16 protein-coding genes and 4 tRNA genes are annotated in these 13,247 nt (G+C 74.8%); 14 read left to right on the forward strand and 6 right to left on the reverse strand.

Features of this window, described 5'->3' with window-relative positions:
* Window positions 1–110: 110 nt before the first annotated feature.
* A complete protein-coding gene (htpX, locus tag ACRYM0_RS13185) occupies window positions 111–995 on the forward strand; it encodes a zinc metalloprotease HtpX (protein WP_432505765.1) in 885 nt (294 codons plus the stop codon).
* A gap of 46 nt (window positions 996–1,041) precedes the next feature.
* Here the strand turns inward: htpX and ACRYM0_RS13190 are convergent, their stop codons facing one another.
* Window positions 1,042–1,989 carry an alpha/beta hydrolase family protein gene (locus ACRYM0_RS13190; RefSeq protein WP_432505766.1) on the reverse strand — a complete coding sequence of 316 codons (948 nt, stop codon included), beginning with the start codon at window positions 1,987–1,989 and terminating at the stop codon, window positions 1,042–1,044.
* Entirely contained in the window at window positions 1,986–2,477 is a 492-nt protein-coding gene (locus ACRYM0_RS13195) for a YajQ family cyclic di-GMP-binding protein (protein WP_432505768.1), read from the reverse strand. Before ACRYM0_RS13195 ends, ACRYM0_RS13190 begins: the two co-directional genes overlap by 4 nt.
* Window positions 2,478–2,575: 98 nt before the next feature.
* On the opposite strand from ACRYM0_RS13195, the gene ACRYM0_RS13200 reads away from it, so the two are divergent.
* The 8 genes from ACRYM0_RS13200 (at window position 2,576) to ACRYM0_RS13235 (ending at window position 6,471) form a co-directional block, all read left to right on the forward strand.
* Window positions 2,576–2,657 (forward strand) — tRNA-Tyr (locus tag ACRYM0_RS13200).
* Window positions 2,658–2,740: 83 nt separating this feature from the next.
* Window positions 2,741–2,812 (forward strand) — tRNA-Thr (locus tag ACRYM0_RS13205).
* A gap of 34 nt (window positions 2,813–2,846) precedes the next feature.
* Window positions 2,847–2,919: transfer RNA gene (locus tag ACRYM0_RS13210), tRNA-Met, on the forward strand.
* Between the two features lie 152 nt (window positions 2,920–3,071).
* The gene (rpmG, locus tag ACRYM0_RS13215; RefSeq protein ID WP_012085006.1) at window positions 3,072–3,239 is read left to right on the forward strand and encodes a 50S ribosomal protein L33; all 168 of its coding nucleotides are present in this window, start codon (window positions 3,072–3,074) and stop codon (window positions 3,237–3,239) included.
* A 19-nt stretch (window positions 3,240–3,258) separates the two neighbouring features.
* On the forward strand, window positions 3,259–3,720 hold the full coding sequence (locus ACRYM0_RS13220; protein ID WP_432505770.1) for an FAS1-like dehydratase domain-containing protein: 462 nt from the start codon (window positions 3,259–3,261) through the stop codon (window positions 3,718–3,720).
* Window positions 3,717–4,142: a MaoC/PaaZ C-terminal domain-containing protein gene (locus ACRYM0_RS13225; RefSeq protein ID WP_432505771.1), complete on the forward strand. Its 426-nt coding sequence runs from the start codon at window positions 3,717–3,719 to the stop codon at window positions 4,140–4,142. The genes ACRYM0_RS13220 and ACRYM0_RS13225 overlap by 4 nt, the downstream gene beginning before the upstream one ends.
* Complete coding sequence (locus ACRYM0_RS13230) at window positions 4,139–5,359, forward strand: MFS transporter (protein WP_432505773.1); 1,221 nt, start codon at window positions 4,139–4,141, stop codon at window positions 5,357–5,359. Before ACRYM0_RS13225 ends, ACRYM0_RS13230 begins: the two co-directional genes overlap by 4 nt.
* Window positions 5,356–6,471 carry a UDP-N-acetylmuramate dehydrogenase gene (locus ACRYM0_RS13235; protein WP_432505775.1) on the forward strand — a complete coding sequence of 372 codons (1,116 nt, stop codon included), beginning with the start codon at window positions 5,356–5,358 and terminating at the stop codon, window positions 6,469–6,471. The genes ACRYM0_RS13230 and ACRYM0_RS13235 overlap by 4 nt, the downstream gene beginning before the upstream one ends.
* Here ACRYM0_RS13235 and ACRYM0_RS13240 read toward each other — a convergent pair.
* The 4 genes from ACRYM0_RS13240 to ACRYM0_RS13255 all read right to left on the reverse strand — a co-directional run bounded on the left by ACRYM0_RS13240 (window position 6,437) and on the right by ACRYM0_RS13255 (window position 10,158).
* Window positions 6,437–6,829: a GntR family transcriptional regulator gene (locus tag ACRYM0_RS13240; protein WP_432505776.1), complete on the reverse strand. Its 393-nt coding sequence runs from the start codon at window positions 6,827–6,829 to the stop codon at window positions 6,437–6,439. The two genes, ACRYM0_RS13235 and ACRYM0_RS13240, sit on opposite strands and share 35 nt — an antisense overlap.
* Entirely contained in the window at window positions 6,826–7,746 is a 921-nt protein-coding gene (locus tag ACRYM0_RS13245; protein ID WP_432505778.1) for a hypothetical protein, read from the reverse strand. The genes ACRYM0_RS13240 and ACRYM0_RS13245 overlap by 4 nt, the downstream gene beginning before the upstream one ends.
* A gap of 39 nt (window positions 7,747–7,785) precedes the next feature.
* Window positions 7,786–8,844: an adenosine deaminase gene (locus tag ACRYM0_RS13250; RefSeq protein WP_432505784.1), complete on the reverse strand. Its 1,059-nt coding sequence runs from the start codon at window positions 8,842–8,844 to the stop codon at window positions 7,786–7,788.
* A gap of 81 nt (window positions 8,845–8,925) precedes the next feature.
* Window positions 8,926–10,158 (reverse strand): pyridoxal phosphate-dependent aminotransferase, encoded by a 1,233-nt coding sequence (locus tag ACRYM0_RS13255; protein ID WP_432505780.1) that lies wholly within the window; start codon window positions 10,156–10,158, stop codon window positions 8,926–8,928.
* A 163-nt stretch (window positions 10,159–10,321) separates the two neighbouring features.
* On the opposite strand from ACRYM0_RS13255, the gene ACRYM0_RS13260 reads away from it, so the two are divergent.
* The 5 genes from ACRYM0_RS13260 (at window position 10,322) to rplA (ending at window position 13,190) form a co-directional block, all read left to right on the forward strand.
* Window positions 10,322–10,394 (forward strand) — tRNA-Trp (locus tag ACRYM0_RS13260).
* 110 nt (window positions 10,395–10,504) lie between these two features.
* Window positions 10,505–10,732 (forward strand): preprotein translocase subunit SecE, encoded by a 228-nt coding sequence (secE, locus tag ACRYM0_RS13265; RefSeq protein WP_166609996.1) that lies wholly within the window; start codon window positions 10,505–10,507, stop codon window positions 10,730–10,732.
* Between the two features lie 62 nt (window positions 10,733–10,794).
* Entirely contained in the window at window positions 10,795–11,781 is a 987-nt protein-coding gene (gene nusG / locus ACRYM0_RS13270) for a transcription termination/antitermination protein NusG (RefSeq protein ID WP_432505782.1), read from the forward strand.
* 157 nt (window positions 11,782–11,938) lie between these two features.
* Window positions 11,939–12,370 (forward strand): 50S ribosomal protein L11, encoded by a 432-nt coding sequence (gene rplK / locus ACRYM0_RS13275; protein ID WP_242126783.1) that lies wholly within the window; start codon window positions 11,939–11,941, stop codon window positions 12,368–12,370.
* A 103-nt stretch (window positions 12,371–12,473) separates the two neighbouring features.
* Complete coding sequence (gene rplA, locus ACRYM0_RS13280) at window positions 12,474–13,190, forward strand: 50S ribosomal protein L1 (protein ID WP_432505783.1); 717 nt, start codon at window positions 12,474–12,476, stop codon at window positions 13,188–13,190.
* Window positions 13,191–13,247 lie beyond the last annotated feature (57 nt).

The following is a 13,247-nucleotide window of genomic DNA, read 5'->3' on the forward strand; positions in this document are numbered from 1 at the left end:
CGGACACGGCACCCGCACGCCGCGGTGGCACCGGGCGGGGCGGAACGTCCGCCCCGCCCGGTGCGTTCACCCCCTGCCGGACGTGGACTGGGGGAGGACGAGAGCGCCGCATGCACCGTCACTACAACGGCTTGAAGACCGCGGTCCTCTTCGGTGCGATCTGGGCGCTCCTGCTCCTGCTCGGCGCTCTGCTGGCGTCGGCGTTCCGCGCTCCCGTGCTGCTGCTGGTCTTCGCCGTGCTGGGGGTGGCCACCTCCGCCTACGGCTACTGGAACTCCGACAAGCTCGCCATCCGCGCCATGCGCGCCCGGCCGGTCTCCGAGGCCGAGCAGCCGGCGATGCACCGCATCGTGCGGGAGCTGTCCACGCGGGCCCACCAGCCGGTGCCGCGGCTGTACGTCTCACCCACCATGGCGCCCAACGCCTTCGCCACCGGCCGCAACCCTGCGAACGCCGCGGTGTGCTGCACCGAGGGCATCCTGCAGCTGCTCGACGAGCGTGAGCTGCGCGGCGTGCTCGGCCACGAGCTGCAGCACGTCTACAACCGCGACATCCTCACGTCCTCGGTGGCGGGGGCGCTGGCCGGCGTCATCACCTCGGTCGCCCAGTTCGCGCAGTTCGGTGCGTTCCTCGGCGCGGGCGGGCGCGACGGGGAGAACCGCGCCAACCCGCTCGCCGTGCTGGCGCTGTCGCTGGTCGCGCCGCTGGCCGCCGGCGTCATCCAGCTCGCCATCTCCCGCACCCGCGAGTACGACGCCGACGAGGACGGCGCACGCCTGACCGGCGACCCGCTGGCGCTGGCGTCGGCGCTGCGCAAGCTGGAGCTGGGCACCCGGCAGCTGCCCCTGCCCCCGGAGCGCGACCTCGTGAACAGCAGCCACATGATGATCGCCAACCCGTTCCGCGGTGGCGGCGTCAGCAGGCTGTTCTCCACCCACCCACCGATGGCCGAGCGCATCGCGCGCCTCGAGGCGATGGCCGGTTACCGGCGCTGAGGCCGCCCGGCCGAGGGTCGGGCGGGGGTGGGCCCGGTCACCGGGCTCAGGAGAGGACACCCTCCAGCCAGTCGCGCACCAGCGGCCACGACTCCCCGTCCGGGTCGAGGGGGTCCTGGTGCCCGACCCCGTCGAGCAGTTCCAGGCGCACGTCGTCCCCGGCGGCGCTCGCCGCACCCGTGAAGGCCTGGGCCTGCTGGTGCGGGACCGTCCCGTCCGCCGTGCCGTGCACGACGAGCAGGGGGATCCCCAGCGGGACCAGGCGTGCGGGGTCGCCCACGGCGTAGTGCCCGTCCACCTGCTCACGCGCACCGCCGAAGACGTTGCGCACGTTGGGGTCCCCGTCCGGCCCGCCCAGGGCGGTGGGGTTGAGCACCCCCGACGCCGAGGCCGCGAACGCCGGCACGAGCAGGGGCCCGGCTCCCGGGGCGCCCGCGGGCAGCCGGTGCCGGGCGGCGGCCCACACCGCCAGGTGCCCGCCGGCGGAGTGCCCCAGCACCAGCGTGCGCTCCTCGGGCAGGTCCAGCTCGCGCAGCACCCGCGCCCCCTGGTCCACGGCGCTCGCCAGGTCGGTGAAGGTGCTCGTCCACCCCCCGCCGTCGCCGACGCCGCGGTAGTCGGCGTTCAGCACCGGCCAGCCGCGGCCCACCAGGTCGGCCACGAGCGGGTTGACGTCGCGGCGGTCCACCTCCGCGCCCCAGGCGCCGCCGTGGACGAGGACGACGAGCGCGTCGCGGTGCCCGCCCTGCGGCAGCCACAGGTCGGCGACCTGCCGGGGGTGGGAGCCGTAGCGCTGCTCGGTGCGCTGGGCCTCCTCCAGCCCCTCGGGGACGGGCGCCCGCTCCTCGTCCGCCGCCGCGGGCGGTGCGGCGCTGCTGCTCGTCGGCGTCGGCGTCGGCGTGGGCGTCGGCGTGGTCCCACCGTCGGAGCAGGCCGTGAGCGCCAGGCCCGCGGCGCCGGCCAGCACGGCGCGGCGCGCGGGGCCCCGGCTCACCGGTAGTTGACGAACTGCAGGGCGACGTCGAGGTCGGCGCCCTTGAGCAGCGCGATGACCTCCTGCAGGTCGTCGCGGCTCTTGGAGCTGACGCGCACCTCGTCGCCGGTCACCTGGGTCTTGACGCCCTTCAGCCCGCTGTCGCGCACGATCTTGCCGATCTTCTTGGCGACGTCCTGGTCCAGGCCCTCCTTGAGGGTGGCGGTGATGCGGTGCTCCTTGCCGGACGGGGCCGGCTCGGACGTGTCCAGCGCCTTGAGCGAGACCCCGCGCTTGATGAGCTTGGTCTGCAGCACGTCGAGCACGGCGTTCACGCGGTCCTCGGAGTTGGCGACCATGAGGATCGACTCGCCGCTCCAGCGCACGGAGGCGTCGGTGCCCTTGAAGTCGTAGCGCTGGGAGATCTCCTTGGCGGCCTGGTTCAGGGCGTTGTCCACCTCCTGGCGGTCGACCTTGCTGACGACGTCGAACGAGGACTCGCTGGGCACGTGAGCTGTTCCCTCCGGGGTGCGGTGCGTGCAGCCGGTTCGTGCCGGCCGCCAGACCTTGCTATCCTCTCACCCGCACCTGGTCCTCCAGGAGCACTGGCGGGTTGCCCGAGCGGCCAAAGGGAGCGGATTGTAAATCCGCCGGCATTGCCTTCGTTGGTTCGAATCCATCACCCGCCACGTCGCGAGCGCGACCCGGGCCCGGCAACGGGCTCGGGTCGCGGCGTGTAGGCTCGTCCTCACGTCGTGCGAGCGGCGAGCACGCCCCGATAGCTCAGTGGTAGAGCACTTCCTTGGTAAGGAAGAGGTCTCGAGTTCAATCCTCGATCGGGGCTCTCAGCACCCGCGGGTCACCACCCGCCGGTGCGCGGCGGAGTAGCTCAGTTGGTAGAGCAAGCGGCTCATAATCGCTGTGTCGTCGGTTCAAGTCCGGCCTCCGCTACGGACACCGCAACGCCGTGACGAGCGGCCGCCTCCTCGGGGCGGCCGCTCGTCCTGCGTGGTGGTCCGGGCGCTCGGTCGCGTACCCTGGGGGTCGAGATCGCGGCGCTGAAGTCGCCCGCAGGACCCCAGTTCAGGAAGAGGCACCCCGCCGTGGCCAAGACCACCGACGTCCGCCCCAAGATCACCATGGCTTGCACCGAGTGCAAGGAGCGGAACTACATCACCAAGAAGAACCGGCGCAACGACCCCGACCGGCTCGACCTGGCGAAGTTCTGCCCGCGCTGCGGCAAGAAGACCACGCACCGCGAGACCCGCTGACCCGGGTTCGACCGCTGACGTGACGTCCGTCACCGTCGACGAGTCCTTCCAGGGGCGGGTGTACCCCGCCTCCGGATCCACCGTCGTGACCGCCGACGCGGTCCGGGCCTTCGCCCGGGCCGTGCGGGCGGCGCACCCGGCCCACCACGACGACGCCGCCGCGCGAGCCCTCGGCCACGCGGGCGTCGTGGCGCCGCCCACCTTCGCGGTGACGCTGGCGCAGCGGGCCGACGCGCAGTTCGTCACCGACCCCGCGGCCGGCATCGACTACGCGCGCGTCGTGCACGGTGAGCAGTCCTTCGCGCACCACCGGCCGATCGTGGCCGGGGACGAGCTGACCGCCGAGCTGCACGTGGACCGCGTGCGCGTCGTGCGCGGCAACGCCATGGTCACCACCCGCACCGAGCTGCGCCTGACGGACGGCACCCCCGTGTGCACCGCCGTCTCCACCCTCGTCGTGCGCGCACCGGAGGAGCAGTGAGCACCGTCCGCTTCGAGGACGTCCAGGTCGGTGACGCGCTGCCGGCCGTCCGCCACGAGGTGACCCGCGAGGACCTGCGCGCCTACGCCGAGGCCTCCGGCGACCGCAACCCGATCCACCTCGACGAGACCGTCGCGCGCTCCGTCGGGCTGCCCGACGTCATCGCCCACGGGATGCTCACCATGGGGCTGGCCGGCCAGAGCGCCGCCGACTGGGCCGGCGACCCCGCCGCCGTCGTCGAGTACGCCACCAAGTTCACCGCCCCCGTCGTCGTGCCCGCGCAGGGCGCCGCCGCCGTCGAGGTCGCCGGCACCGTCGCCGCCGTCGACGAGCAGCGCCGCACGGCCACCGTGGAGCTCACCGTCACCAGCGCCGGCGCCAAGGTGCTGGGTCGCGCGCGCGCCGTCGTCCGCCTGCCATGAGCCTGGCCGCTCCGGCGGCGGGCGACCGAGCCGCGCTGCGCGCCCGCACCGCCGTCTACGCGGCCTTCATCCTCAACGGCTTCGCCTTCGCCAGCTGGATCGCCCGCATCCCCTCGGTGCGCGAGGACCTCGCCCTCAGCGACCAGCAGCTGGGCTTCCTGCTGCTGGCCCTGTCGATCGGCTCGGTCGGGGCGATGCCGCTGGCCGGCGCCGTCGTCATGCGCATCGGGCGGGGGCGCACCGTGGCCGCGGGCGCGCTGGCCGTGGCGGCCGGCATGTCCACCGTCGCCGTGGGGGTCGAGGCCCTCGGCAGTGCCGCGGTCGTCGCGGCGGGCCTGGTCGCCCAGGGCGCCGGGACCGCCGCCTGGGACGTGGCGATGAACGTCGAGGGCGCCGCCGTCGAGCGCCGCCTGGACCGCTCGATCATGTCCCGCTTCCACGCCGGGTACAGCCTGGGCACGGTGCTGGCCGCCGGGCTCGGCGTGCTGCTGCTGGCCGCCGGGGTGCCCACCTGGGCGCACCTGGGCGGCGCGGCGGTGCTGGCGCTGGCCGGGGCGCTGCTGGGGGTGCGGGCCTTCCTCGCGACGCCCGCCGCCCCCGAGCCCGGTGCGCACGCCCCCCGCGGCCTCGCGCTGCGCGACGCCTGGCGCGAGCCCCGCACCCTCCTGCTGGGCCTGATGGTGCTCTGCATGGCGTTCGTGGAGGGCACCGCCAACGACTGGCTGGCCGTGGGGATGGTCGACGGCCACGGCACCAGCCACGAGGTGGGCGTCACCGGCTTCGCCGCCTTCGTCGTCTTCATGACCCTCGGCCGCCTGCTCGGCCCGGTCGTGCTGGAGCGCACCGGCCGGGTGGTGGCGCTGCGCGGCTGCGCGGCCCTGGCCGTCGCCGGCGTGCTGGTGTTCTCCCTCGCCCCCTCGGTGCCGCTGGCCGTGGCCGGTGCGGCGCTGTGGGGGGTGGGCACGGCCCTCGGCTTCCCGCTCGGCATGAGCGCCGCCGCCGACGACGAGGCCGGCGCCGCCGCCCGCGTCAGCGTGGTCTCCTCCGTGGGGTACGCCGCCTTCCTCGCCGGCCCGCCCCTGCTCGGCCTGCTCTCCGAGCGGATCGGCATCCTGGACGCCCTGCTCGCCGCAGCCGTCGCCTCCGCGATCGCCCTGGTGCTCTCCGGCGTCGCCCGTCCGCCCGCCACCTCCACCGCTCCCGGGAGCGCCTCGTGACCAGCCCCGCCACGGCCATCCCGCCCGCCACCGGCGCGCCCCTCGCGCCGCTGACCTCCCTGCGGGTGGGCGGTCCCGCCCGCCGGCTCGTGACGGCCCGCACCGAGGAGGAGCTCGTCGCCGCCGTGCGCGGGGCCGACGCCGCGGGCGAGCCGCTGCTGCTCGTCGGGGGCGGTTCCAACCTGCTGGTCTCGGACGCCGGCTTCGACGGCACCGTCGTGCGCGTGGCCACCACCGGCGTGCGGCTCGGGTCCGAGGACGCCTGCGGCGGGGCCGTGGTCACCGCGGCGGCGGGGGAGCGCTGGGACGCCCTCGTCGCCCGCGCCGTGGCGAGCGGCTGGTCGGGTCTGGAGGCGCTGTCCGGCATCCCCGGCACGGTGGGCGCCACTCCCGTGCAGAACGTGGGCGCCTACGGGCAGGACGTCTCGCAGACCATCGCCACCGTGCGCACCTTCGACCGCGTGGCGGGCCGCCAGCGCACCTTCGCCGCCGCGGACCTGCGCTTCGGCTACCGCACCTCCCGGCTGAAGACCGAGCGCGTGGCGCTGCACGGCGAGCACGCCGAGAGCCGCTACGTCGTGCTGGAGGTCACCTTCCAGCTCCCGCTGGACGACCGCTCCGCACCGGTCGCGTACGCCGAGCTGGCTCGCCGCCTGGGTGTCGAGGTGGGCGAGCGCGTGCCGATGGCCGCCGTGCGCGAGGCCGTGCTCGCGCTGCGCGAGGGCAAGGGCATGGTGTGGGACGAGGCCCACCTGGACGACCACGACACCTGGAGCGCCGGTTCGTTCTTCACGAACCCCGTGCTGACGCCGCACGAGGCCGCTGCGCTGCCCGAGGGTGCCCCCCGCTACCCGGCCGGCACCGGGGCGGACGGTCAGCCGCTGGTGAAGACGAGCGCCGCCTGGCTCATCGAGCGCGCCGGCTTCGGCAAGGGCCACGGGCTGCCCGGTCCGGCGTCGCTGTCGACCAAGCACGCGCTGGCGCTGACCAACCGCGGCACAGCGCGCGCCGCCGACCTGCTGGCGCTGGCCCGCGAGGTGGCCGCCGGGGTCCACGACCGCTTCGGCGTGCGGATCGTCAACGAGCCGGTGCTCGTCGGCTGCTCGCTCTGAGCAGCGCGTCGCGCACGAGGTCCAGCACCTCCTCCTGGTCGAGCCCGGCCTGCAGCGCTCGTTCCACGTAGCCCTCGGCGGCCCAGCGGACCTCCTCGTCCACGGGTGCGGCGGAGGCGGTGACGACCGTGCCGGTGCGCCGGCGCGAGGCGACCAGCCCGGCCAGTTCCAGCTCCCGGTAGGCGCGCTGCACCGTCCCGAGCGCGAGACCGAGGTCCGCCGCCAGCGCCCGGGCGGCGGGCAGCCGGTCCCCGGTGCGCAGCGCGCCCGTGGTGACGAGCGTGGCGACCTGCCGGCGCAGCTGCTCGTAGGCGGGGACGGGGGAGGTGGTGTCCACGAGGACGCGCAGCGCGTTCACGCCGCACCCGCCGCGGCGTGCTCGCGCCGCAGGCCCGCGGCCGGCCAGAAGAGCACCACGAGCCCGGCGAGCGCGAGCGCCGGTGAGCCCCACAGGGCCACCGCCGCCAGCGCCCGCCACCCCCACGGCGGCGCCGACGAGCGCCAGGCGTCCACCGCGACCTGGTAGTCGCCGCCGAGCCCGGCGGCCGAGACGCCGGCGAGCAGCAGCAGGCCCGCCAGCGTCAGGGTCGCGGCGGCGGTGGAGGTGCGCAGCACCCGGTGGGCGGCCACCCGGCGCAACGCGGCGTCCGTGGCGTCGTCGGCCGCCGGGACCGACGGGCGGACCGGGACGAGGTGCAGCACGGCCGCGGTGACCACCGCGGTGAGCAGTCCCAGGGCCGCGACCGGGGCGGTGAGCGCCGCGCCGGGGAAGGTGGCCGCGCTCCAGGTCGCCAGGCGGTCGGGGGAGGACCACTCCACCGAGCGCCCGTCCTCGGCGCCGAGGACGGCGCCGAGCAGGCACACCGCGGCGAGCAGCGCACCGGCCGCGAGGGCGCAGCGCAGCAGGCGCAGGGACGCGCCGTCGCGCACCGACCGCACCAGCAGCCGCGCGCTGCGCAGCCGGGTCGCCGGCCGGGGCCAGGTCGCCTCCGCCGCCAGGGCCACGAGCGCGTAGGCGGTGGCCGCCGCCAGGGGAAGCACCACGACGAGGCGCTCCTCGTGGAAGCGCCAGGCGCCCGCCAGGCAGGCGGCGGCGGTGCCGCCTCCCGCCAGCGCGGCCAGTCCCGTCCACACCTCACCCCTGCGGCGGGCGTCGGCCACGGGTGACGGGAGCGAAGTGGCCGGTACCCGGCGGTGCGCCGCGAGGGCGGCGGCTCCGCCCGCGAGCCCCAGGCTCACCAGCAGCGGCCCCAGCACGACCAGACCTGCGAACACACCGACCCCCTGACTGATTGATTCAAGTCATTGAGTCAATCATGTCGTGACGCTCCCCGTCAGCCCTCCCACCTCCTCCGGGACGGTCGCCAGCCAGTCGTCCACCTCCGCGTGCAGCGCCCGCTTCGTCTCCACCGGTGCCCGTGAGGCGGTGATCGACGCCTTCGCCAGCCCGGCCAGCGCGGCGTCGTCCAGCCCGTGGTCCTCGCGGGCGCTGCGGTACTGCGCCACCAGGCGCGGGCCGAACAGCAGCGGGTCGTCGGCGCCCAGGGCCACGGTCGCGCCCGCCTCCAGCAGCCGCCGCAGCGGAACCGCGGCCAGGCCCCCGTACACGCCCAGCGAGACGTTGCTGGCGGGGCACACCTCCAGCGCCACCCCGGCGTCCACGACCCGCCGCAGCAGGTCGGGGTCCTCCGCGCACCGCACGCCGTGGCCGAGCCGGTCCGGGTGCAGCGTCGCGAGCGCCTCGCGCACGTGCGCCGGCCCCAGCAGCTCGCCGGAGTGCGGCACGGAGGCCAGCCCGGCGCGGCGGGCGATGTCGAACGCGCCGGCGAAGTCCGCGGTCGTGCCCCGGCGCTCGTCGTTGGACAGGCCGAAGCCGACCACCGCCCCCGGCCCGTCCCCGGCGTGGCGGGCGGCGAGCCGCGCCAGGGTGCGCGCGTCCAGGGGGTGCCTGGTCCGGCTGGCGGCCACCACGACCGCCACCGCGGTGCCCGTCAGCGCGGTCGCCTCCCGCGCCGCGTCCAGGACGATCTCCAGCGCCGGGGTGATCCCGCCGACGTGGACGGCGTAGGAGGTCGGGTCCACCTGCAGCTCCAGCCACCGCGAGCCCTCCGCCGCGTCGTCGGCGGCGGCCTCCAGCACGATCCGGCGCATGTCCCCGGCGGTGCGCACGCAGGCGCGGGCGGCGTCGTAGAGGCGCTGGAAGCGGAACCAGCCGCGCGCGTCGGGCGACAGCGACAGCATGTGCTGCCCCGACAGGGCCGCCGGCAGGCGCACCCCGTGGGCGTCGGCCAGCTCCAGGAGCGTGGACGTGCGCATCGACCCCGTGAAGTGCAGGTGCAGGTGCGCCTTCGGCAGCGTCTCCAGGGGGCGCATCACGATCCGTGAGTCTGCCAGTGCGGAGAGTTGAGCGCTCGGCTCGCCGCTCCCCGTCCCCGTGCGGCGCTCACGCCGTGGTCAGCCCACCTCGGCCAGCAGCCGCTGGATCCGCTCGACGCCCTCCTCCAGGTCCGCGTCGGCGAGCGCGTACGACAGGCGCAGGTAGCCGCTGGGGCCGAAGGCCTCACCCGGCACGACGGCCACCTCCGCCTCGGTGAGGATGAGCTCGGCCAGGCGTGCCGAAGACGTGATCTCGTTGCCCCGCAACGACTTCCCGATGAGGCCCTCGACGGAGGGGTAGGCGTAGAAGGCGCCCTCGGGCAGCGGGCACCGCACGCCCTCGATCTCGGAGAGCATGCCGGTGATGCGCCGCCGGCGGCGGTCGAAGGCCTCGCGCATGCTCGCCACGGCCCCGAGGTCGCCGCTCAGGGCGGCGATCGCGGCGCGCTGGGAGACGTTGGCGACGTTGGACGTCAGGTGCGACTGCAGGTTCGCCACCGCCTTGACGACGTCGGCGGGCCCGGCCAGCCAGCCCACCCGCCAGCCGGTCATCGCGTACGTCTTGGCCACGCCGTTCAGGACGACGCAGGTGTCGGCGAGCTCGGGGACCTCCACGGGCATCGAGGCCGCCCTGGCGCCGTCGTAGACGAGGTGCTCGTAGATCTCGTCGGTGACGACCCACACGCCGTGCTCCAGCGCCCAGAGCCCGATGGCGCGGACCTCCTCGGGGGAGTAGACGGCGCCGGTGGGGTTGGAGGGGGAGTTGAACAGCAGGGCCTTGGTGCGCGGCGTGCGCGCCGCCTCCAGCTGCTCGACGGTGACCTTGTAGCCCTGCTCGATGCCGGCGAAGACCTCGACGGGCACGCCGCCGGCCAGCCGGGCCGCCTCGGGGTAGGTCGTCCAGTAGGGGGCGGGCAGCAGCAGCTCGTCGCCCGGGTCCAGCAGCGCCGCGAACGTCTCGTAGACGGCCTGCTTGCCGCCGTTGGTGACCAGGACCTGCGAGGGGGCCACCTCGTAACCGGAGTCGCGCAGGGTCTTGGCGGCGATCGCCTCGCGCAGCGCGGGCAGGCCCCCGGCGGGGGTGTAGCGGTGGTTGGCGGGGTCGGCGCAGGCGGCGACGGCGGCCTCGACGACCGCCGGCGGCGTGGGGAAGTCCGGCTCGCCGGCGCCGAAGCCGATGACGGGGCGGCCGGCGGCCTTCAGCGCCTTCGCCTTCGCGTCCACGGCGAGGGTCGCGGACTCGGCGATGCCGGCGACGCGGGCGGACACTCGGGGGCGGCTGGGGGCGCTCGGAGCGGACACGGTTCCCATCCTGGCACCCCGCCCGCGGCGCCCGCCCGCGTCCCGCGCCGGGGGTCCGGGGCTCGTCGCGGTGCGGCGGGTTCGACGCCGCGGTGTGTTCTCGCCTAGAGTGCTCGGCGGCGGGCTCGTCCCGCCGTGGTGGAGCGTGCCCCCGGGGTGCGCCGAACCGCTCAGGGCAGTGGCGCAATTGGTAGCGCACCGGTCTCCAAAACCGGCGGTTGTGGGTTCGAGTCCCTCCTGCCCTGCGAGCACCACCCGCGTCCCCCGGGGACGCGCCCGCCGCATCAGCGCGCAGCGGGTCAGCACCAGGCGAGTCAGCACCGGAGCACCGGCAGACGGTGGGGAGCAGATCGACGTGAGCGAGACGAAGGCCGCGGACCGAGCGGCGGCCAAGCGCCGCGGCGGTGTCCTGCTCTTCCTGCGCCAGGTGGTCGAGGAGCTGCGCAAGGTCGTCTGGCCCACCCGCCGCGACCTGCTGAGCTACACGGGTGTCGTCCTGGTCTTCGTCGTGGTGATGATGCTCTTGGTGTCCGTCCTGGACTACGGCATCGGCAAGCTCGTCCTGCTGGTGTTCGGGTCCTGACGGACGGCGGCGCACCGCTGCGGTGCGCGGAGTCCCTATCCCGAAGGAAGCAGGTCAGCACCGTGTCGGAGCAGTGGGGTCCCTCGCTCGGCGAGCGGCGCACCGACGACAGCCCGGAGGGCGGCGAGCCGTTCGACTCGGGGAGCGATGAGGTCTTCAGCTCCGCGGCCGAGCCGTCGTCCGTGCCGGTGGGCGAGTACGAGGCCGAGCGCACCGAGGCCGACGCCTCGCTGACGGGCTACGACGCCGAGGACGTCGAGGAGAACGCCGAGGCCGACGCGGAGGCTGCCGTCGAGCAGGCCGCCGACACCCCGGACGTCCCGCTCCCCGACGCCGCGGGCGCCCCGGAGGGCGACGAGGTGAACGACCTCGGTGCCGCGGGACCGGCCGACGGCGACCCCGTGGGCCAGGTCGACGACATCGACGCGGACGTCGACGAGGCGGAGGAGTTCCGCAAGAAGCTGCGGCGCATGCCCGGCGAGTGGTTCGTGATCCACAGCTACGCCGGCTACGAGAACCGCGTGAAGACCAACCTCGAGACCCGCATGACCAGCCTCAACATGGAGGACTACATCTTCCAGGTCGAGGTGCCCATGGAGGAGGTCGTCGAGGTCAAGAACGGCCAGCGCAAGAACGTGCGCCGCGTGCGCATCCCCGGCTACGTCCTGGTGCGCATGGACCTGACCGACGAGTCGTGGGGCGCCGTGCGGCACACCCCGGGCGTGACGGGCTTCGTGGGCAACACCCACCAGCCGGTCCCGCTGTCCACCGACGAGGTCTTCTCGATGCTCGCGCCCGCCCTGCAGCAGAAGCCGAAGGGCGGCGGGGCCGGCGACGCCACCGCTGCCGGCGGCGCCGCCGCGGCCGCTCCGCGCGAGGTCGACTTCGAGGTCGGCGAGTCGGTCACCGTCATGGAGGGTCCCTTCGAGACCCTGCCGGCGACCATCTCGGAGATCTCCGCGGACCGGCAGAAGCTCACCGTGCTGGTGTCCATCTTCGGCCGCGAGACGCCCGTGGAGCTCAACTTCAACCAGGTCGCCAAGATCTGACGCCACCGCGCACGAGCCCCCGGCCCCTCCCGGCCGGGGGCTCGTGCGCGTGCACGCCCCTCGCCCGCACGGCGTAGACTGGACGACGGCCTCAACCCGTCGTCGCCCGATCCGCGGGCACCGATACGGCCACCCACAGCCTGAGAAGGGATCGCGCATGCCCCCCAAGAAGAAGGTCGCCGGCCTCATCAAGCTCCAGATCAAGGCGGGCCAGGCCACGCCCGCCCCGCCGATCGGCCCCGCGCTCGGTCAGCACGGCGTGAACATCATGGAGTTCTGCAAGGCCTACAACGCGCAGACCGAGGCCCAGCGCGGCAACGTGATCCCGGTGGAGATCACGGTCTACGAGGACCGTTCCTTCACCTTCATCACCAAGACCCCGCCGGCCGCGGAGCTCATCAAGAAGGCCGCGGGCGTCGCCAAGGGCTCCGGCGAGCCGCACGTCACGAAGGTCGCGAACCTCACGCAGGCCCAGGTGCGCGAGATCGCCGAGCAGAAGCTCCAGGACCTCAACGCCAAGGACGTCGACATGGCGGCCCGCATCATCGCCGGCACCGCCCGGTCGATGGGCATCACCGTCTCGGACTGACGTCCTCCCGCCGCGGCCGGCCCGACCGGGCCGGTCGCACCGCAGTGGCAGGGCCGCGCGCGGCCCGTCGACCACGACCCTCACCCGATCCAGAGGAGCAGCAGTGAAGCGCAGCAAGGCCTACCGCGCCGCCGTCGAGAAGATCGACGCGGACACCCTGTACGCCCCCGCCGAGGCCGTGAAGCTGGCCCGCGAGACGTCGACCACCAAGTACGACGCCACGGTCGAGGTGGCCTTCCGCCTCGGCGTGGACCCGCGCAAGGCGGACCAGATGGTCCGCGGCACCGTCAACCTGCCGCACGGCACGGGCAAGACCGCCCGCGTCCTCGTGTTCGCCGTGGGTGAGCGCGCCGCTCAGGCCGAGGCCGCCGGAGCCGACATCGTCGGTGGCGACGAGCTCATCGACGAGGTGGCCAAGGGCCGCCTCGACTTCGACGCCGCGGTGGCGACCCCGGACCTGATGGGCAAGGTCGGCCGTCTGGGCAAGGTGCTGGGCCCGCGCGGCCTGATGCCGAACCCGAAGACCGGCACGGTCACCATGGACGTCGCGAAGGCCGTCACGGAGATCAAGGGCGGCAAGATCGAGTTCCGCACGGACAAGCACGCCAACCTGCACTTCGTCATCGGCAAGGCGTCCTTCAGCGACATGCAGCTGGTCGAGAACTACGCCGCGGCCCTGGACGAGGTCCTGCGGCTGAAGCCGTCCTCCTCGAAGGGCCGCTACCTGAAGAAGGCCACCGTGACCACCACGATGGGCCCCGGCATCCCCGTGGACCCGGCGGTCACCCGCGTCCTGGCCGAGGAGACCGCCTCCGCCTGAGGCGCCCGGCAGCACCACCGCACCGCCCGTGGGGGCGGGGCCCCTCCGGGCCCCGCC

This window comes from Kineococcus arenarius subsp. arenarius, assembly GCF_050871845.1.
GTDB lineage: Bacteria > Actinomycetota > Actinomycetes > Actinomycetales > Kineococcaceae > Kineococcus.

Coding starts and splice junctions, on each gene's coding strand:
- ACRYM0_RS13255 (WP_432505780.1), bottom strand. CDS start 10,158: ATGGGAACCGTGTCCGCTCCGAGCGCCCCCAGCCGCCCCCGAGTGTCC.
- rplK (WP_242126783.1), top strand. CDS start 11,939: ATGCCCCCCAAGAAGAAGGTCGCCGGCCTCATCAAGCTCCAGATCAAG.
- htpX (WP_432505765.1), top strand. CDS start 111: ATGCACCGTCACTACAACGGCTTGAAGACCGCGGTCCTCTTCGGTGCG.
- ACRYM0_RS13250 (WP_432505784.1), bottom strand. CDS start 8,844: ATGCGCCCCCTGGAGACGCTGCCGAAGGCGCACCTGCACCTGCACTTC.
- ACRYM0_RS13230 (WP_432505773.1), top strand. CDS start 4,139: ATGAGCCTGGCCGCTCCGGCGGCGGGCGACCGAGCCGCGCTGCGCGCC.